This window comes from Aliidiomarina sp. (assembly GCF_022565475.1).
Taxonomy (GTDB): Bacteria; Pseudomonadota; Gammaproteobacteria; order Enterobacterales; family Alteromonadaceae; genus Aliidiomarina.
Genome location: NZ_JAIUMR010000004.1, coordinates 132,257 through 151,635 on the forward strand (window position 1 = coordinate 132,257; position 19,379 = coordinate 151,635).

Here is a 19,379-nt window from a genome sequence, read left to right on the forward strand (position 1 = left end):
AAGTCTATGCTCTTTCTGTTAATTCAGGAGCGAAACATGCGGTTAAATGGCCAGTTTTGGCTGGTAATTTTAGTTCTGAGTGCACTAGTGACGCTGCCGTTTGCCGGTGGCGCACTGGCGAGTGCGCCGCATATATTGCCTGTGGCAGCCGCGACTGACACCCATCATGCAACGGACATGCAAAGCTTAGCTGATGAAGAGCATTGTGAATTAATGGCGAAGATGGCGGCTCAGCGCGCGGACAAGCCGGCCATAGAAGCCGAAGCGACAACTGATCATGTAGAAACAACCCTGCACGACTGTTGTGACCAAGACAGTGCGTGTTATTTAAATTGCCCAGTGGACTGTGGTCATTGCCTGTCCGTCGGCCACGGTTGTATGGCGGCGCTGACTGGCTTGAATATAGCCTCGCCCATTCTCATTGAATTCGCAATTCAAGGTTCTGTTCCCGACTATTCGCTGCTCCTCGTGCAGGCCACGAAACCCCCGATTATTGCCTAACCAAACTGTGTTGTGACAGGGCGCACTTTGCGTTCATGTTTTTTGCTTTGGTTAGGAATCCATTTATGTTTCAGCGTTCACTTTGTAATCGCACGAAGTGCGTGGTTTGTCTACTTACCGTTCTGGCTCTGTTCGTGAGTCCTATTGGACACGCGTTACAAGCTCATAACCACAGTCATGCTCATGCATCTGGGCAGCAAACGAGTTCGTCCGCGCAGAATAGCCAAGCGCTGTTTGCTGCGCCGCAAGAATACACCTGCTCGATGCATCCCACCTTTCGCTCGACCGACCCAAATGATCGTTGCCCAATTTGCGGCATGGAGCTGATTCCGGTCGCATCTGGCGGTGACGATGATGGTGAGGTCGTAAGGATTGAATTTAGCGGCCGCAGTTTGGCCTTGCTCGGATTGCAAACTGAGCCTGCGCAACGTGGTGCGGCGACACAAGACATCAGCCTAACCGGCACGCTCGATTATGACGAGCGCAGCCTGACGACGATTAGTGCTTGGACGAGCGGCCGCATTGACCGTTTATATGTCAACTTTACCGGTGCGTATGTACAGCAGGGCGAGCCTTTGCTGGAATTGTATAGCCCCGAGCTGTTAGTGGCACAGCAAGATTTGCTGCAAGCGGTGCAAGTGGCCCGCAGTCAAAACCCCCGACAGATCCAAGAACAAGCTGAACTAACGCTGCAAGCAGCGCGATCGCGTTTGCGTTTGTTAGGGATAACGACCGCGCAAATTGACGAGATTATTGTGCAAGGAAAAATTAGCGAGCGGGTAGTGATTCGCGCCCCAAGTTCAGGCTTGGTCACTGGCCGTATGGTCAGCCAAGGCGACTACGTTGCCACTGGCGAGATGCTGTTGCAGTTAGCGGACAGTGACAAGATGTGGTTACTTTTGGATGTCTTTGAACGTGATCTGCACTACTTCCAAACGGGGCAAACATTAACTATTGAAGTGAGCCAGCCGGGGCATCCGCGCCATGCGGTGCAAGGCGAAGTGGTGGCGTTAGCCCCAAGAATTGATGCCCAGCGCCGGACACGAGAAATGCGCGTGGCATTAAACGAATCATTATCGGTGCAAAGCGCCGGCGGTTTCGTGCGCGCGAGCGTTCAGCTAGAACACGCGGATGTCTTGACCATTCCAGTATCCGCGCCACTGATCACCGGTAAGCGTGCGGTTGTCTATGTGCAAGAGGAGGCCAACAGCGGTGCGTTCGCGGCACGCGAGGTTGAGCTAGGTCGTCGTTTGGGGGACCGCTACGAAGTATTGAGTGGCTTGGAAGCGGAAGAACTTGTGGTGAGTCGCGGCGCGTTTCGGATTGACAGCGAGCTACAGTTGCGCGGCCGACCCAGTATGATGTCACCGAGCGGAGGCGGTGCACCGGTTCATGATCATGGTGGCGCTCACGGCAGCACTCAAGGCAGCGAGCAGGGATCTGATATCGGTAATGCGAACGGTAATGCGCACGGTAATGCGCACAGCGCCCCAGCGCAAACGAGCGACACAGCAGCAGCGACTGCAACCATTGAATTCGATGCCAGTGTCGATGCATCTTCAGTCTTTGCAGCCTATCACCAAATGTGGGCGGCATTGCACAGTGACGACCTGCCTGCATGGCAACAAGCGGCCAGTGATTTTCATAACGCAGTGGCCGCTGTGTCCTGGCCGAGTGCTTTGGCCGAGCAAGAAGCACAGCTCAACACGGGTGCCGGTCATGCCCATCACGTCGGTCGCATCAGTGTTGCCCGGGATCAATTTTACGACCATTCACAAGCGATGATTGCATTGGCGGAAGCTGGTTATCATCACGGTGAATTGCACCTAATGTTTTGTCCAATGGCGCGCCGAGGCCAAGGTGCTTATTGGTTGCAAGAACACGATGAACTGCTGAACCCTTACTTTGGTTCGCGCATGCTGCGCTGTGGTGACCATATGGGCGTGCTAGTGGGAGGAAACCACTAATGGTGCACTGGTTGCTAAACAATAAACTAGTGGTTGCATTGCTCACCGTGGTGGTGATTTTTGCTGGTGTAGCGGTGGCTCCCTTTCGTTGGGACACTGGCTTACCGTCGTCACCGGTCGCCGTTGACGCAATTCCAAACCTCGGTGAAAACCAACAGATAGTCTTTACCGAATGGCCTGGACGTTCGCCACAAGACGTTGACGACCAAGTGAGTTATCCGTTGTCGGTGGCGCTTATGGGCGTTCCGGGCGTGAAAGACGTGCGCACTTTGTCGATGTTCGGTTTTTCCAGTATTTCAGTGATATTCAATGACGACATTGAGTTTTACTGGGCCCGCTCACGGCTGTTAGAAAAGCTTAGTAGTCTGCCGGCGGGGACGTTACCGACCGGTGTGCAACCCGCATTAGGGCCCGATGCTACCGGCCTAGGACAAGTGTATTGGTACACACTCGAAGGTCGTGACCCAGACGGCGAACCCATTGGCGGTTGGGATCTCGACGAGCTGCGAGCGATTCAAGATTGGTACGTGCGTTATGGCTTACTAGCGGCAGAAGGCATTAGCGAAGTGGCCTCCATTGGTGGCTATGTGCGTGAATATCAAATTGATGTCGACCCCGACGCACTGCGCTATTACGACGTCTCGCTCGAGCAGGTGATGCAGGCAGTGGCCGAGTCGAACCTCGACATTGGTGCGCGTACAACTGAGATTAATCGGGTTGAGTACATGGTCCGAGGCGTTGGCTTTATCCGCGCTTTGGCGGACATTGAAGCGGCGGTTGTGCGCGTTAACGCCAACGGCACGCCAATTCGCGTTGCTGACGTCGCCACCGTTGGACTTGGTCCGGCCGAACGGCGCGGTGCACTCGATGTTGCTGGCGCTGAAGCGGTCGGTGGTGTGGTGACGGTGCGCGAAGGATATAATCCATTAGCGGCGATTGAGAATGCCAAAGCGGAAATTGACCGCCTCGCTCCGAGCTTACCGGCACGTGCGGTTGTCGACTGGCAACAGGTGAGTGTCAGCGAGGTTAGCGCATTTGCACACCAACAAGGGTTGCCGGAATTCCGCTCGGCAACGCTGAACTTCGACGACAATGAACAACGGCAATGGGCACAGTGGCTACAAAGTCATCCGCGCGAACGTTGGCCGAGTTGGTTGAATTTGAGTCAGGTGACACTAGTCCCATTTTATGACCGCTCGACCTTAATTACCGAGACATTGGGCACGCTCAACGATGCACTCGTTCAGCAGTTGTTAGTTACTGCTGCGGTCGTGCTGTTAATGTTGCTGCACTTACGCTCTGCGCTCACCGTGGCGGCAATGCTACCGTTAGCGGTGTTGATGACGTTTATTGGCATGCGTTTGCTCGGCGTCGAAGCAAATATTGTCGCCCTAGCCGGGATTGCCATCGCGATAGGCACCATTGTCGATATGGGGATTATTGTGACCGACAATATTCTCCGTCTACGCAAACAACAGCCTGAACTTTCTGCTCACGATGCAGTTGTCAAAGGTAGCCAAGAAGTCGGCCCAGCGGTATTGACGGCGATCGCCACGACTGTGATTAGTTTTTTACCGGTGTTCACCATGACCGGTGCCGAAGGTAAGCTGTTTACCCCTTTGGCGTATACCAAAACGTTAGTGCTGATTGCTGCCATTGTGTTGGCGTTGGTCGTGGTGCCGATTCTCCTACGGATGTTGCTCAGCGACCGCTTGCGCGGGCTGGATCATTGGCTAAAACGGCATCGGGCGATTTATCGCGTGACCTATATTGCACTTGTGGTTGTCGTGATGATCGGCTTGGCTGCTCTGTGGGAACCGCTTGGTCCAGCCGCTGGATCGGTTCGCAATACACTGTTTGTGGTGTTTTTGTTTGCCGTTGTTGTCGGTGGCTTCACACTGCTACTCAAACTTTACGAGCCGATTCTACGTTGGTGTTTGCGCTTTAAAGCCATCTTCCTCGCGCTACCCACGTTAGTGATTATCGCTGGGTTGGCTATCATCCCAGGTTTGGGGCGGGAGTTTATGCCGGCATTGGACGAGGGATCGTTTTTGCTGATGCCGACGACCATGCCGCACGCCTCGATTGGCGAGGCTCTGGATGTGCTCAGCCAGCAAGACCGAGCCATTGCTGCGATTCCGGAAGTGGAGTCGGTGGTTGGTAAAATTGGTCGGGCGGAAACCGCGCTGGATCCGGCTCCGGTGTCGATGATCGAAACCGTGATCAATTACAAAAACGAGTTTAAGACCGATGCCAATGGTCGACGGTTAAACTTCCAAGTCGACGCGGCCGGCGAGTTTGTCCGCGACGAGCGTGGCGAATTGATTATCGATCGACGCGGCCGGCCTTATCGACATTGGCGTGAGCATATTCACAGCCCACGCGATATTTGGGATGAAATTGTCCGTGCCGCGCAGGTTCCGGGTGTCACCTCAGCGCCACGTTTGCAGCCGATTGAAACGCGTCAGCTAATGTTGCAAACCGGCATGCGTGCAGCCATGGGCGTGAAAGTTCAGGCTCCCGACTTAGCCACATTGGAGAGCGCTGCACTGGCCATTGAAGCGACATTGCGGGAATCGCCAGGGGTGAATCAGGCGTCCGTGAGTGCCGAGCGCGTGATCGGAAGTCCATATTTAGAAGTACACCTGCAACGTCATGAAATTGCCCGTTATGGTCTTTCCATTACGGCCGTGCAGAATACCGTGGCGGCAGCGATTGGTGGGATGGAAGTGACGCGAACCGTTGAAGGGCGAGAGCGTTATCCGGTGCGCGTGCGCTATCAACGGGAACGCCGCGATGACATCGAAAGTATGCTGAATGTGTTGGTCAGTACCCCGTCTGGTGCGCAAATTCCGTTAGCCGAGTTAGCGACAATTGAATTCCAGCGTGGACCACAGATGATTCGCTCGGAAAACACCTTCTTAACTGCCTATGTCACGTTTGGAGCAGCAAACGGTTTTGCCGAAGTGGAAGCCGTTGAAGCAGCACAACAGCACTTGCAGCAAGCGCGTCAGAATGGCTCGCTGCAGCTAGCGCCGGGCGTCAGTTATAGTTTTGCCGGTAGCTACCAACAACAGCAAAGTGCGATGGCAACCTTGCAGGTGGTGATACCGCTGTCGCTGACGCTGATCTTTATTCTGTTGTATCTGCAGTTTAAGCAAGTGAGCACCGCCATGATGGTATTCAGCGGCATTGCAGTTGCTTGGGCCGGTGGCTTTATCATGCTGCATCTTTATGGTCAGAGTTGGTTTGCCAATTTCAGCCTGCCGTTTATTACGCAAGGCGTTACGTTACGAGAGATTTTTCAGTTTGACGTTACCCACCTGAGTGTTGCCGTGTGGGTTGGTTTCCTCGCTCTATTCGGGATTGCTGTGGATGACGGCGTGGTCATGGCCACCTATCTGAAGCAACGATTTGCCGAAGGTTACAGCCATAGTATTGCTGACATTCGCGAGCGTACTGTCGAGGCGGGTTTACAGCGGGTGCGTCCGTGTTTAATGACCAGTGCAACGACGATCTTGGCGCTCTTCCCGGTGTTAACCGCAACCGGCCGCGGTGCGGATCTAATGATTCCAATGGCGATTCCAACCGTGGGTGGCTTGACCTTTGTGGTGCTGAGTATGTTTGTGGTGCCCATTCTCTATTGCTGGCGCGAAGAGTTGCGACTCCGTTGGCAACAATACCGTGCCGACAAAACGATGGGTTAAATTTGCGTGCGAGCTGATTTTCTGAAAAAGTATGTTGGCAAAAACAGAAGCCAAACAAGGAACGCCTGCTACCGATGCTGTCTATCGCTCGTTTAAAATTAGAAGTGCTCGGCAACATCCGCTATCACCGGCGGTCGTTGTTGGCTTTTCATGTGTATTTCGCCATTTTAATGGTGGTGGTATTAGTGCCAGCCAGTGCTTGGCTGTTAACCGCTTTGGTCACGCTCACGGGTACCAGCTTAATTGGCAACGAAGATTTGTTGCGGTTTTTATTGCAACCTTCTGGTTTGGCGTGGGCATTGATTTCATTGACGCTCCTTGCTGTTGCGGTGTTTTTTCAGCATGCCGGAATGATGCTGATTACCACGCGTAACCGCGAAGGTAAGTTTCACACTGCAGCTCAGGCGCTGTGGTACTTACTGCTGCATAGTAAAGCGATTCTGGCCCTAGCAATGCTGCAAGTTGCCATTCATTTAGTCTTGTTGGTACCCGTGCTACTCGCGGTTGGCTGGGCTTTTCAGCACTTTCTAGGCGGCTATGATATTTATTACGTGATCAACGCGCATCCGCCGGAGATGTGGTGGTTCTTGGCCTGCTTTACGTTCGCCAGCCTCTGGGTGCTGCTGATTCACGGTAATTTATATTTACGTTGGGCAATGGCATTACCGGCCATGATTTTAGAAAACCGTGGGCCGGTGTCGGCATTGAACCGGAGCGCCGAACTCACGTTAGGCACGCGCCGCAGAATTGCGCTGACTTTGTTGTCGGTCGCGGCGGTGCTCGCGTCGCTGCCATTCTTGGTGTCATGGTTATTCGACGGCCTCGGCTGGACTTTATTTAGCTTATTACCGGATCAGGATCGCATCATCGCTCTCACGGTACTGGTGCTGTTGGTAAGTTACGCCTTGTCGAATTTACTTGCTGGTTTTATTGCCGTCAGTGGTAATAGCTTAACTTTGCTGCGCTTGTATCATCAGTACTGTGAAGACCAAGGTGTGAGTGAAAAAGCGTGCCCGAGTCAAACCCAAGAGCCGCGTAATACGGGTGTTTTTGCCATCGGTATTGAGGTTGTACTGGTCGTGTTTGCGCTGGTGCAAGTGACCTATGCGGTGCAGCAGTTTCGTCCGGCAGAGGAAGTTCTTAATATCGCCCACCGTGGTAACTCGTGGGACGCTCCAGAAAATACCTTAGCCGCAATTGAGCGCGCGATTGTCGATGGCGCTGATTATGTTGAACTGGACGTGCGTCATACAGCCGATGGTCAGCTAGTACTCATTCACGACCGTGATATGTTGCGCATAGCTGGTGAGCCAAGACCAATTTGGATGGTGGACTTCAGTGAAGTGCAGGATCGCGATATCGGCAGTTGGTTCGCGCCAGAGTTTAGCAATGAGCGTTTGCCCACATTAGCGCAGGCAGTCGAGCTCTTGCGCGGGCGAGCGGGACTCTATTTAGAAGTGAAGGGCGCGCCACAGATGCCCGATTTAGTGCCGATGGTAGTGGCTGAACTTCGGCGGCTTGAATTCATCGATGAGACCATTTTAGCGTCACTAGCTCCAGCGGACTTGGCTGCAGCGCGCGCCATTGAGCCGCAATTGCGAACCAGTTTGCTGGTGCATACATCGGTCGGCAGGCTGGCAGGGCAAGACGTTGACATGTATGGTATTCGAGCGGCTTTAGCGACCCCAAGAAATTTAAATCGCCTGCGCGCACAGGAGCAGGGCGTACATGTTTGGACCGTCAACGACGTCGCTGGCATGGAACGAATGATCGATATCGGTGTCGATGGCATTATAACCGATCGCCCCGATGTGCTGGCTGACGTGTTGCAGCAACGAGCGGAATTGAACCCTGTCGAACGATGGTTGTTACGTTTTCGCTATCGACTTTGGTAAACCGAGGAGAATCATCATGATCGCATCGCGTGTGGTCGATAGCCCGCTTGGGCCAATCACTATGAAGGCAACGGCCAAAGGAATTTATGGCTTAGATTTTGGGACTCATGTTCAGGAAAAGGCGCAACCCCAGCCGCTTGAACAAGCGCAGGCCGAAGGGTGGTTGTCGCAGCTCAGCGCAGAGTTAGCTGAATATTTTGCCGGACAGCGTCAGCAGTTTACCGTGCCTTTAGTGCCGCACGGCACCGAGTTTCAACAACAGGTTTGGCAAGCACTGACCACGATTCCTTATGGGGCAACAGAAAGTTATCGTTGGTTAGCGGAGCAAGTGTCTCGTCCTCGGGGCTTTCAAGCGGTGGGGCAGGCCAATGGCCGCAACCCGATCGCGATTTTAATTCCCTGCCATCGAGTCATTAACCTAAACGGTAGACTTGGTGGTTACAGCGGTGGACTCGACAAAAAGGAGTGGTTACTTGCGCATGAAGCACGTTAATGCAGTTAAAATTGTCGGCGCTGCAATCGGCTTAGTTGCTATTTTGTCGCTGAGTGGTTGTGGTCGCTCGGAGCCTGTACGCACGACTTTGCCACCGGGAGAATTACCCAGTGTGCAGCGGCAAATGCAAGTATTGAATGACTTTACCCTGTCGCAATGGCGGGGGTGCAACACCGACTATGAGCGCGGCCAAATTCTTGGTCGCGATGGGTACCAAAATTACTGGGTATGCTGGGGAACGACCTCGAGCGAGCACCGTTATGCATTCACTTTGTTAGCGGCACCGGGCAACGAGCAAGGCGCGCAGGTCAAACTTGAGTTTCGCCGTGGCCATGAGCTCGGCACCAACGCCTTGTTGCGAACTTTCTTTTTGCTCGCCGGGGTCGACGATGAAGATGAGCGCCTGCGCATGCGCTCGGACGTGAGCCGATATTTAATTACGCCGCCGGACGTACGTCGGATGATGGTGCAGGCGAGTCAAACGCCCAATGGCTTGATCATGGAAATGGGTTATAACATGCCGCGATCGGGGTATACGACGTTGCAGATCAACGCGCGTTTGCCAACGACCGCCAATGAAGAAGAGAGCCCTTCAGCGCCAATGTCACCGATTGAAACTGACGCTGAGGACGACGAGGAAATTTAGCCTTACTCGGACTCCTTCGGTGGCCGCTGGCGCAAGATCAGGCTGTACATGACGGGCACCACAATCAACGTGAGTAATGTCGCAAAACCAAGGCCGAACATAATGGTCACCGCCATGCTGGCAAAAAACTCATCGAACAACAGCGGAATCATACCGACGATCGTCGTGACCGCGGCCATCATGACGGGGCGAACCCGGCTAACAGCCGCGTCGACCAGCGCTTGATAACCGGACTTGCCGCTACGCTCTTCGGTATTGACCTGCTCGAGTAAGACTATCCCGTTCTTAATTAACATACCGGTGAGCGACAGAATACCGAGCAGAGCCATGAAACTAAAGGCCTGATTGGTCAAGAGCAAGCCCAAGGTCACGCCAATAATCGACAATGGAACTGTGGTCCAAATCACCACGGCTTTGCGCACAGAACTAAACAGCAGTACGGTAATAATGAACATGGCTAAATAGCCGAGCGGTATGGACGCAAATAGCGCGTTTTTGGCTTTGCTTGACGCTTCGTACTCACCTCCCCACTGCATTTCATAGCCCGGCGGTAACGCAATCGCTTCGATGTCGGCACGCACGCGTGCAAACATTTGTGCGGGCGTTTCCTCATGCATGGGATACGCATCGGCCATGACCGCAAGCGTACGTTTGCGATCGCGGCGGTGAATAATTTGCTCTTCCCAGGCGAGCGGCATGCTGTCGATCACTTGGGCCATCGGGATGTAGCGGTTCAACGCTGGGCTATAGACTTGAATGTCCTGCCATTGCTCAAGATAAACGCGCTCTTCTTCTGGGGCGCGGACGACGATCGGTAATAAATTGGTGCCATCACGATAGACGCCCACGCGCTTGCCTTGGAAATTAGCCAGAATTAGGTCATCAATATCCTGCTTGGTAATGCCGACTCGCCGTGCATGGGACTCGTTAAACTGCGGCCGTAAGACTTTACTGCGCTCACGCCAGTTGTCACGAATCAGATTTAGTCCTGGGTCAGCACGGAAGATGGCTTGCGCTTGCAATGACAGCTGGCGCAAAACGTCTGGATCCGAGCCGCTAAAACGAACTTCCACGGCGGCTTTGACCGGTGGACCAATTTCCATCCGCCGCAGTTGCATGCGGGCATCGGGATGATGAGCCGTGAGTTGTTGTTGGGTTCTTGCAATCAAATTCGGCAAGACGTCCGGTGTCGTCGTACGGACAATGAGCTGGGCATAGTTTTCATGCTGCATTTCAACGATATAGGGCAGGGTAAAGCGCGGTGCGCCTTGACCGACGGTGCTGGCTACCTGCGTGACCTCGGGTTGTTGCAATAGCCATTGTTCCGCCTTGGCACTGTCGCTGGCTGTTGCCCGAATATCGGTCCCTTGTGGATACCAAAGATCCACATAAAATGCCGGTGTATTGGAACTGGGGAAGAAGCTTTGCTTCACTTGCGTGAAGCCAAGCAGGGCAAATACAAGCAGTCCGGTCATCAACACCATGGTGCCAACCCGAAAACGCAACGCGAAGGCAAGCAAGCTACGGTAGCCGCGATAAATCCGATTACCGTACAACTCGGCATCGCTTGCTGCCGTCTTGATTCCTTTGCGGAACAGGCGGTCACCCAAAAACGGGATGAGCATTAAGGCGGTAAACCAGCTGAGTCCGAGTGACAATAACAACACCCAAAACAATGACCCTGCAAATTCACCGGTGGCGTCTTTCGACAGCCCAATCGGGGCAAAAGCGAGAATCGCGATAACCGTTGCACCCAGTAATGGCCACGCATTTTGTCGCAGTACATGCTGCGCCGCGCGCAAGCGGCTTTGTCCACGCTGAACGCCAACGAGCATACCTTCGGTAATCACAATGGCATTGTCGACCAGCATTCCGAGGGCAATAATTAAGGCACCGAGGGATACCCGATGGAGGTTAATGCCCAACAGGTACATGAAAATAAAGGTGCCAAGAACGGTTAGAAGCAGCACGAAACCAATCAGGAAGCCACTGCGCAAACCCATGGTAAGTAAGAGCGCAACAATGACAATCACCACGGCTTGCGCCAAATTCAGCAAGAAGCCAGAGACGGAACGGTCTACTTCTTCCGGTTGGTTGTAAATAATATTCAGCTGCATACCAACTGGCGTGTTGGCTTCAAGTTCGGCAAGTCGCTGATTCAGAGCAGCACCCACCTCGACCACGTTGACATTGCGAGCAAACGAGACACCAACCCAGAGTGAAGGCTGTTCATTAAAGCGCAACACGTGCGTTGGAATCGGTTGCAGCTGCCGATAAATGGTTGCCACATCGCCCAAGTAGATTTGCTCGCGAGCGCCTGGGTTACTGATAATAAGAGTGCTCAGTTGCTCAACGGAGGTGAATTCACCGCTGGTCTCAAAGCGAACGGCATGATCACCTAGGCGCACACGTCCCGCATTGGATACGGTATTTTGGGTCGCTAACAATTCATAAATACGCTGCGGTGGTATACCGAGGTTGGCTAAACGAGCACGCGAAACTTCAGCAACGACTTGCTCTTGTTGCATGCCACTAATAATGACTTTAGCGACGCCTGGAACCAGCGCGAGCTCACGCCGTAGGTATTTGGCGTGGTCCTTGAGCGCCGGTAAATCATAACCGTCGCCCGTGAGGGCGAGCAGTACACCAAAGACGTCGGAGAAATCGTCTTTGACCATGACCGGTCCTGCTCCGGGAGGCAGGTTGCGGGATTGGTCGTTGACTTTACGGCGCAGTTCGTCCCAAATTTGCGGAATTTGATGAGAGCGATAGGTGTCTTTCACTTCCACCATGATTTGCGACTGGCCGGGCATCGACGTGGAGGTGATATGGTCGATGTATTCCAATTCTTGCAAGGCGTTTTCTAACGGAACGGTGACTTCTTCCTCGACCTGTTGCGCCGAAGCACCCGGGTAGGGGGTAATGACTAACGCCTGCTTAATGGTGAACTCAGGGTCTTCCAGACGTCCCAAGCTTTGCAGGGCAATGAATCCGCCGATGAGCAGAATAAACAGTAAAATCCAAGAGGTCGTTGGTCGTTCGATACTATAGCGCGCAAGGTTCATGCTTACAGTCCTCGCTCACGAATCCATGGTCGCACCGTTTGTCCTTCGTGAAGTTGATGAACCCCCGCGATCACCACATGTTCTCCCGATTCGAGACCTTGTACGATGACGACGTCACTGCTCGTCGCGGCACCAATGGTGACCCGACGAGCGCTCAAGCGGCCGCGATTTTGCTGGGCATCCGGCGTATAAACCCAAACCATCCGTACCTGTTCGTCAAGCGCAGAACCCGGTGGCGAGAATAGCGCAGCAATGGGGACACTGATGCGCTGTTGCTCTTGTGGTAATACTTGGGCGGCGTCGATCACGACAGTCGCGGTCATACCCGGCAGAATATTACCTTCCGCAGGCTTGGGCAGGGTAAACACCACGCGATAGGTATTGGTTGCGGGGTCGGCAATGCGATCCCACTCGCGAATTTGCCCTTGATAGACATGGTTAGGCAATGAGTCGAAAATGATCTCGGGCTGGTAATCGGTATCGCGACGGACTTGTGAAAACAGGCGCTCTGGCACTTGAATGCTGACATCAATCATGTCGTCGACGTGCAGGGTAACAACCGGTTGCTGTGGGCCGATGTTCTCAAATAACTCCACATGTAAATTGGCAATGACGCCATTAAATGGTGCGCGCAGGCGGGTATAGCCGAGATTGGCGCTGGCGGTATTGAGGTTGGCACGGGCCACCGCTAACTCCGCACTTGCTTCGTCGAATTGGGCTTGTGAAATAACATTTTGGGTGATGAGTTGGGCCAGTCGATCATATTGGGCTTGCGCCAGTTCGGCCCGCGCGCGAGCCTGTGCGGCAGCGAGTTCATAGTCAGTTGGGTCGAGTGCTGCAATGAGGTCACCTTGTTGTACTTCATGACCTGGACGCCATGGCAGCTCAGTGACTTCGCCACCCACCCGAAAGGTTAGATCGGCCGTTTGCGTGGCGGCAACCACGGCTGGGAATCGACGGATTTCACTGTCAGCACTAGCGCCAACGGTAAGAAGCTGCACCGGGCGCGGTTGTTCGGCTACCTCGGTTTGAGGTGCCGGTGAACAGGCACTCAAGAAAAGAGCGGTGAGAACCCAACCATAGTGACGAGTTAAACGAGGGCGAGCTGGCGACACAGGACACTCCTTAAAATGCAGACGGTATTGGCAACAGCCGTGCCTGAACGTTAGCGAAAGCAATAAACCTAAGTATAGGGTGCAAAAATATAAAGTTATATTAAAATAAATTAGTTGTTTTATTAAATTAAACTTAACGAGTTACTATGAAAATTTGGCCATTACGGGTGCTTACCCAAGTTGTCGAAAGTGGCAGCTTACAAGCGGCGGCGAATACGCTGCATCGCACGGCACCGGCTTTGAGCTTAACGTTAAGTAAGCTTGAAGACGATGTCGGTTTTTCCATACTTGATCGCAGCGGCTATCGTTTGCAGCTGACGGCAGAGGGCCAACAGTTTTTGCGCCACGCTTATGAACTCTTGCGTCAGCATGACCGCTTGAACTCCGTGGTGGCGCAACTGCGCGACGGTGCTGAACCGCAACTCCATGTCGGTTACGATTATTCGTGTAATCCCGATTTGTTATTACCGGCCGTGCACCAAATTCAACACGCATTTCCGGTCACGGAAGTGCTCATCGCTGGGTATTCTCAGTTGCAAGCATTACAGCATGTGCGCGAAGGCCGAGTGGAACTGGCGCTGACACCTTGGTTGCCAACCTTCCAACAAATGGCCGACTTTGAAAGCTTACGCCTCGGTGAGTTTCAATTGGTTGTGGTGATGGCGCGGCGACTCGTCGAACAACATGGCATGCCGACCAGCCGCAATGCACTCAGTGAAATTCCGCACTTGCTGCCAAAAGAGCTCAATATGGGCATTAGCCCAGAGCAAATTTATCGTTTATCGGGAAGTTCGCGACTGCGAGTGAACGACGCTCACACCATGGTTCAGTTTTTGCGAGCGGGCGTTGGTTGGGGAGTTATTCCGCGCGATCTAGTCCGTCAGTCGTTGGTTAAAGGCGAGCTCGTCGAGGTCGACATCCCTGGTTTTCTTGATCATATTCACGCCGAAATCCACTTGGTCAAGTTGGCCAGTACGCAACTGGGCCCAGCCGGCACCTTATTATGGGAGAGCTTCATTGCTCAAGAGCATCACTGTTAGATGCACGTTTACTGAACGGTCACGGCGCAGACATAAAATTGCCATATAATAAGAAAGACTAAAAACTACGGAGCGACTTATGTCTGAACACCAGACCACTCAGGCCACAGCAGCCGCCGAAAACAGCATTCCTTTTAGCGACGCATTGCGAATTTGGTGGAAAATCGGTCTATTGAGCTTTGGTGGTCCAGCCGGACAAATCGCTTTGATGCATCGGTTGATTGTTGAAGAAAAGCAGTGGTTGAGTGAAGCGCGTTTTCTGCATGCCTTGAACTACTGCATGCTCTTACCGGGGCCAGAAGCACAGCAATTGGCGACCTACGTTGGTTGGTTACTGCATGGTGTCAAAGGTGGGCTGGTTGCTGGTTTACTGTTTATCTTGCCCGGTGCAGTCATGATTTTGGGCCTGTCATGGGCGTATGTCTTGCTTGGCGACGTTGGCGCGGTTGAAGGTCTCTTGTTCGGTTTAAAAGCAGCGGTACTTGCCATTGTCGCCCAAGCTATGCTGAGGCTGTCGCAAAAGGCGCTTAAACATGGCGTTGCGGTTGGGCTTGCCGTTGCTGGCTTTCTTGCGTTGTTTGTTTTTTCTTTGCCCTTTCCACTCGTGGTCATTGGCGCCGGTGTGATTGGCTGGTTTCTGGCACGGCACTGGGACTCGCAAGCACCCGCCGCAGCGGATATTGATGTGGTTGTGCATCCCGGAACAAAACGGGCAGCAATTGTTGCTGCAGCGTTATGGCTAGGCACGCTGGTTGCCTTGTTACTGCTGGTTGGTGACGATTCGGTATGGACGCAAGTCGCGTTATTCTTTTCAAAACTTGCGGTGGTGACTTTCGGCGGTGCTTATGCCGTGCTGGCGTATGTTGCTCAGCAGGCGGTAGAAAACTACGGTTGGTTGAATCCGGGGGAAATGCTCGACGGTTTAGGCTTGGCCGAAACCACGCCAGGCCCATTGATTTTGATCACTCAATTTGTCGGCTTTCTCGCAGGTTTCCGCGACGCCACGGGCATGCACCCCTTACTTGGGGCAACACTGGCGGCATTGCTGACCACGTGGGTGACATTTTTGCCCTGCTTTGTGTGGATCTTTGCGGGCGCGCCTTATGTTGAAAAACTTCGTGGGCAACCGCGCTTAAGTGCTGCACTTGGTGCGATTACCGCAGCTGTGGTCGGGGTGATTGCCAATCTCGCATTATGGTTTGCATTAAACTATTTATTCGCCGAACAACTGACCTTTAGCGGCTTCGGTATGCAGGTCTTGTTACCCGATCTGCGCAGTTTTGACATGTATGCCATGATCTTAACAGCCGCCGCATTATTGTTAATGTTTGGTCGGAAAGTCGGGCTGTTCCCGTTATTGGGCATGATGTCGGTAGCGGGGATTGGCGTTCAGTATTTCTTTTAACACCAAGAGTTGGCAAAACTTTGCGTTAGGTCATTGCACCGGCGCCCAGCTCCCGCTACTATTTTTCAATCGCAGTGAACACAGTGAAGTTATCGTTTGGCACATTTAAAGGATTTTTATCACGCACTCATTCACGCTCTGAAAAACCTGATTCCGATTATTGCGGTCGTTTTGGTTTTTCAGGCGTTGGTCTTACGTACTGTTCCTGACAATAGCGTCAGCATGGCCATTGGTATTGGCATTGTCGCCATTGGTGTGGCGCTGTTCTTGCAAGGCCTCGAACTGAGTATCTTTCCGGTCGGCAAAAGTTTATCGAATCAGTTTGCTCGTAAAGGCTCGGTGCCCATTCTTCTTGCGTTCGGTTTTGCGCTTGGTTTTTCTGCGGTTGTCGCAGAGCCAGCGCTCATTGCCGTGGCGCAACAAGCGCAAGACATTAGCGGTGGCCGCATTGACGCGCTGACATTGCGTTTGATTGTCGCCACGTCCGTTGGTTTGGTGGTTGCGCTTGGGGTCTTTCGAACCATTTTTGGTTATCCATTACAGTGGTTCATGATTATTGGCTACATTTTGGTTGTAATTGTGACCTATTTCGCGCCAGAAGAAATTGTTGGTTTAGCGTATGACTCGGGTGGGGTGACCACCAATATTGTTACTGTGCCATTAATTGCTGCGCTCGGAATTGGTCTCGCATCCTCGATTCGGGGGCGCAATCCACTCATTGACGGTTTCGGCTTAGTTGCGTTAGCGGTCATGGTGCCGATGATCTCCGTGCAAGTGTACGGCATTATTGTCTTCAGTGGCGCCGAGCCAGATATCACAGCGGAAATGGTGATGAGTGCAGACACCCAAGTAGCGACTGGGTTTTTAGCCGCTTTGATGGATCTGCTCGAAATGTTCCGAGACGTTCTACCAATTATCATTACCATTCTCTTTTTCCAATACCTGATTTTACGCCGACCATTGGCAAACCCTCGGCGAGTACTCCTTGGTTTCCTGTTGGTTATTTTTGGGCTCTATGCGTTTGTAGTTGGCCTCAAACTCGGTTTGTTTCCGATTGGTACGGCCATGGCTGAGCAGCTGATTCAGCGTGACGGTTTCGTTTTTATTTACTTATTTGCTTTTGCTATTGGCTTTGCCACCACCATGGCGGAGCCGGCATTGATCGCGGTTGGCCAGCAAGCGGAAGAAGCTGCCGATGGAAAATTGAACGGCAACGTCATTCGTCTCCTTGTTGCGGTTGGCGTCGCCATTGGCATAACCATTGGTGTGCACCGAATTATTACCGGTGGCTCGATGCATTATTATGTCATGGGTGGCTATGTCATCGTGATTGCGCTGACGGTGTTTGCTCCGAAATATATTATTGCTTTGGCGTACGATTTAGGTGGTGTCACCACCTCGGAAGTCACAGTGCCGCTAGTTACCGCACTCGGCATCGGTTTAGCCACCCACATTGAAGGTCGTAATGTTCTGATTGACGGTTTTGGTTTAATAGCATTTGCATCGATTTTCCCCATTGTTACGGTAATGGGCTATGCAATTATTGCGCAAGCAGTCACGGCTTGGCGAGAGCGAGCTGAGGCGGCAGAAACAGAGGGGTCGTAGCATGAAATTTTCAGCATTGGTGGCCATTGTGCCAGAAGAGCTTGAGCAGGAATCGATTGATGCCGCGCGCGAGCAAGGCGCTGGTGGTATGACGGTGATGTCGGGACGTGGAATTAGTAACACGGCGAAGAAATCGTTTTTTGGCATGAGTTATGATGGTAGTCAGAAAGTCTTACTGATGGTGCTTGAAAAAGGACTGTCACTGCACGTGATGAAGGCGATTCAAAAGGTAATTATGCCGGATGAGCGCGATTCTCAAGGCATGGTGTTTACCGTGCCGTTAGAGCACCTCGGCGGTATTGATATGTCGCAATTAGAGAAATTTGAACAACATTTAGCTGAGCAGTCAGTGAAAGAAACTTTGTAATCGGTTCAAGGGAAAGCAGGAGCACAGTCATGCAAGTCAAAGACGTGATGATTAAAGACGTGGTAACCATCTCGCCGTTTGCGAAACTTCGCGAGGCGTTAAGTTTATTAAAAAGTAAAAACATTAAGTCGCTGGTGGTTGAGAAACAAAGTGATAGCGATGCATATGGCTTAATTACATACACCAATGTCTTAAAAACGGTGATCGCAGAGGATGGTGATATTGATTTGCTCAATGTCTACGATATTTGCGCAAAACCAGCGTTAGCGGTAGGCGCGAGTTTGTCGTTAAAGCAGTGTGCTGCGATGATGGTGCAACAGCATGTGAAACGCTTATTGGTGCTGAAAGACAATGAGTTGGAAGGCTTTGTGACCATGGATGATATCATGGGCGAACTATTGAAGAAGGTTGACTAATGGCGAGCCTTTACTTCTTCCACGGACTGGAAAGTGGCCCGCATGGGCAGAAATATCATTTACTGAAAAGCGAGTTTCCGGAGCTGGAATCGCCAGACTTTCAAGGGATGGACTTAGAGCAGCGACTCGCGAAAGCAGAAGAAGTCACTCGAGGGCAACATGGCTTAGTGCTGGTAGGTTCTTCGTTTGGTGGGCTGTTAGCGGCACGCTTGTACAGTCTCTTTCCAGAGCGAATTAAAGCCTTGGTATTGCTCGCGCCGGCGGTGCATACCGAAGAGGGTGAGCGCGTCACGGAATTACCGTCACAGCAGCGCGTACGGGTGATTCACGGTCTTGCCGACAAAGTAGTTCCCTACGATAAAGTCGTTTCTTTTTGTAAGCGTTTCGGCGTTCCGCTGATTACGGTTGATGACGAACATCGATTAGCCAGCGAAACGGCTCAGCAAACAATTTTATCTGCTGTTCAAGAAGTGTATAATGCCCAATTTTAATGTCTTGTAATCGGGCAATTATGCAATTAAATCAAGAAGTCACGGTGTTTCCTGCGTCATATCACCTAGTTCATGAAACACTCGATAATGAGCTTCTATTTTGTCAGAAAAATCTGCCAGTTATTCAACAATCTTATCGTGTGTTGCAAAGGCAAGCAGCGCGAGCGGTGGTGTGTCGTCACGATAAGATACTTTTGCTGTATACCGAGCGGTATGATGACTTTAGTTTCCCAGGCGGTGGTGTTGATCCTGGTGAATCATTGATTACTGGCTTGCGCCGCGAGCTCCAAGAAGAAACCGGTGCTCAAGATATTCAAGTCATTGCGCCCGTAGCGCAAGTTACTGAGTTTACACCGACTTGGAAGCGAGAGTGGGATCTTCTTTTTCAAACATCGTCATGGTTTGAGTGCAAAATTGGCGAAACACTAGCGGCGGCTAATTTGGAACATTATGAAGTGAGTAATGGCATGCGAGCGCAGTGGATCTCTGTTGCCGATGCGTTAACGCATAACCGTCGAGTCATTGCTCAGCGCCCAACAACGATGGGATTATCCATTCATCGCGAAACCCTCGTGTTAGAGCAAATAGCGAAGTCGAGATACTAAAAGTGGCAGGAAGGTGTTCGTGTGAATACATGCTATAAATACGGTGAATGGCTGAAATAGC

Annotated in this window: 15 protein-coding genes; 13 read left to right on the top strand and 2 right to left on the bottom strand. The window is 52.3% G+C overall.

What is annotated here, in order from left to right; translation table 11 throughout:
• The first annotated feature begins 36 nt into the window (after positions 1-36).
• The 6 genes from LAT77_RS05330 to LAT77_RS05355 all read left to right on the top strand — a co-directional run bounded on the left by LAT77_RS05330 (position 37) and on the right by LAT77_RS05355 (position 9,209).
• Positions 37-501 (top strand): hypothetical protein, encoded by a 465-nt coding sequence (locus LAT77_RS05330; protein ID WP_290563523.1) that lies wholly within the window; start codon positions 37-39, stop codon positions 499-501.
• A gap of 65 nt (positions 502-566) precedes the next feature.
• Entirely contained in the window at positions 567-2,468 is a 1,902-nt protein-coding gene (locus LAT77_RS05335; protein ID WP_290563524.1) for an efflux RND transporter periplasmic adaptor subunit, read from the top strand.
• Positions 2,468-6,175, top strand: a complete 3,708-nt coding sequence (locus tag LAT77_RS05340; protein WP_290563525.1) for an efflux RND transporter permease subunit — start codon at positions 2,468-2,470, stop codon at positions 6,173-6,175. The genes LAT77_RS05335 and LAT77_RS05340 overlap by 1 nt, the downstream gene beginning before the upstream one ends.
• A gap of 74 nt (positions 6,176-6,249) precedes the next feature.
• Complete coding sequence (locus tag LAT77_RS05345; protein ID WP_290563526.1) at positions 6,250-8,070, top strand: glycerophosphodiester phosphodiesterase family protein; 1,821 nt, start codon at positions 6,250-6,252, stop codon at positions 8,068-8,070.
• Between the two features lie 16 nt (positions 8,071-8,086).
• The gene (locus tag LAT77_RS05350) at positions 8,087-8,563 is read left to right on the top strand and encodes a methylated-DNA--[protein]-cysteine S-methyltransferase (RefSeq protein WP_290563527.1); all 477 of its coding nucleotides are present in this window, start codon (positions 8,087-8,089) and stop codon (positions 8,561-8,563) included.
• A complete protein-coding gene (locus LAT77_RS05355) occupies positions 8,550-9,209 on the top strand; it encodes a hypothetical protein (protein WP_290563528.1) in 660 nt (219 codons plus the stop codon). Before LAT77_RS05350 ends, LAT77_RS05355 begins: the two co-directional genes overlap by 14 nt.
• 2 nt (positions 9,210-9,211) lie before the next feature.
• Here LAT77_RS05355 and LAT77_RS05360 read toward each other — a convergent pair whose 3' ends face one another.
• A complete protein-coding gene (locus LAT77_RS05360; RefSeq protein ID WP_290563529.1) occupies positions 9,212-12,274 on the bottom strand; it encodes an efflux RND transporter permease subunit in 3,063 nt (1,020 codons plus the stop codon).
• 2 nt (positions 12,275-12,276) lie between these two features.
• The gene (locus LAT77_RS05365) at positions 12,277-13,389 is read right to left on the bottom strand and encodes an efflux RND transporter periplasmic adaptor subunit (RefSeq protein ID WP_290563530.1); all 1,113 of its coding nucleotides are present in this window, start codon (positions 13,387-13,389) and stop codon (positions 12,277-12,279) included.
• A gap of 146 nt (positions 13,390-13,535) precedes the next feature.
• Between LAT77_RS05365 and LAT77_RS05370 the strand changes: the two genes are divergently transcribed.
• From LAT77_RS05370 to LAT77_RS05405, 7 genes are all read left to right on the top strand, one after another.
• Positions 13,536-14,429, top strand: coding sequence for a LysR family transcriptional regulator (locus LAT77_RS05370; protein WP_290563531.1), 894 nt, complete (start codon positions 13,536-13,538; stop codon positions 14,427-14,429).
• A 79-nt stretch (positions 14,430-14,508) separates the two neighbouring features.
• Positions 14,509-15,834: a chromate efflux transporter gene (gene chrA, locus LAT77_RS05375; protein ID WP_290563532.1), complete on the top strand. Its 1,326-nt coding sequence runs from the start codon at positions 14,509-14,511 to the stop codon at positions 15,832-15,834.
• Between the two features lie 96 nt (positions 15,835-15,930).
• Positions 15,931-17,439 carry a DUF1538 domain-containing protein gene (locus LAT77_RS12375; RefSeq protein ID WP_367118132.1) on the top strand — a complete coding sequence of 503 codons (1,509 nt, stop codon included), beginning with the start codon at positions 15,931-15,933 and terminating at the stop codon, positions 17,437-17,439.
• A gap of 1 nt (position 17,440) precedes the next feature.
• A complete protein-coding gene (locus LAT77_RS05390; RefSeq protein WP_290563533.1) occupies positions 17,441-17,806 on the top strand; it encodes a transcriptional regulator in 366 nt (121 codons plus the stop codon).
• A 29-nt stretch (positions 17,807-17,835) separates the two neighbouring features.
• Positions 17,836-18,222 carry a CBS domain-containing protein gene (locus LAT77_RS05395; protein WP_290563534.1) on the top strand — a complete coding sequence of 129 codons (387 nt, stop codon included), beginning with the start codon at positions 17,836-17,838 and terminating at the stop codon, positions 18,220-18,222.
• On the top strand, positions 18,222-18,713 hold the full coding sequence (locus LAT77_RS05400; protein WP_290563535.1) for an alpha/beta fold hydrolase: 492 nt from the start codon (positions 18,222-18,224) through the stop codon (positions 18,711-18,713). The genes LAT77_RS05395 and LAT77_RS05400 overlap by 1 nt, the downstream gene beginning before the upstream one ends.
• A 20-nt stretch (positions 18,714-18,733) precedes the next feature.
• Entirely contained in the window at positions 18,734-19,318 is a 585-nt protein-coding gene (locus LAT77_RS05405; RefSeq protein ID WP_290563536.1) for an NUDIX domain-containing protein, read from the top strand.
• Positions 19,319-19,379: the final 61 nt, after the last annotated feature.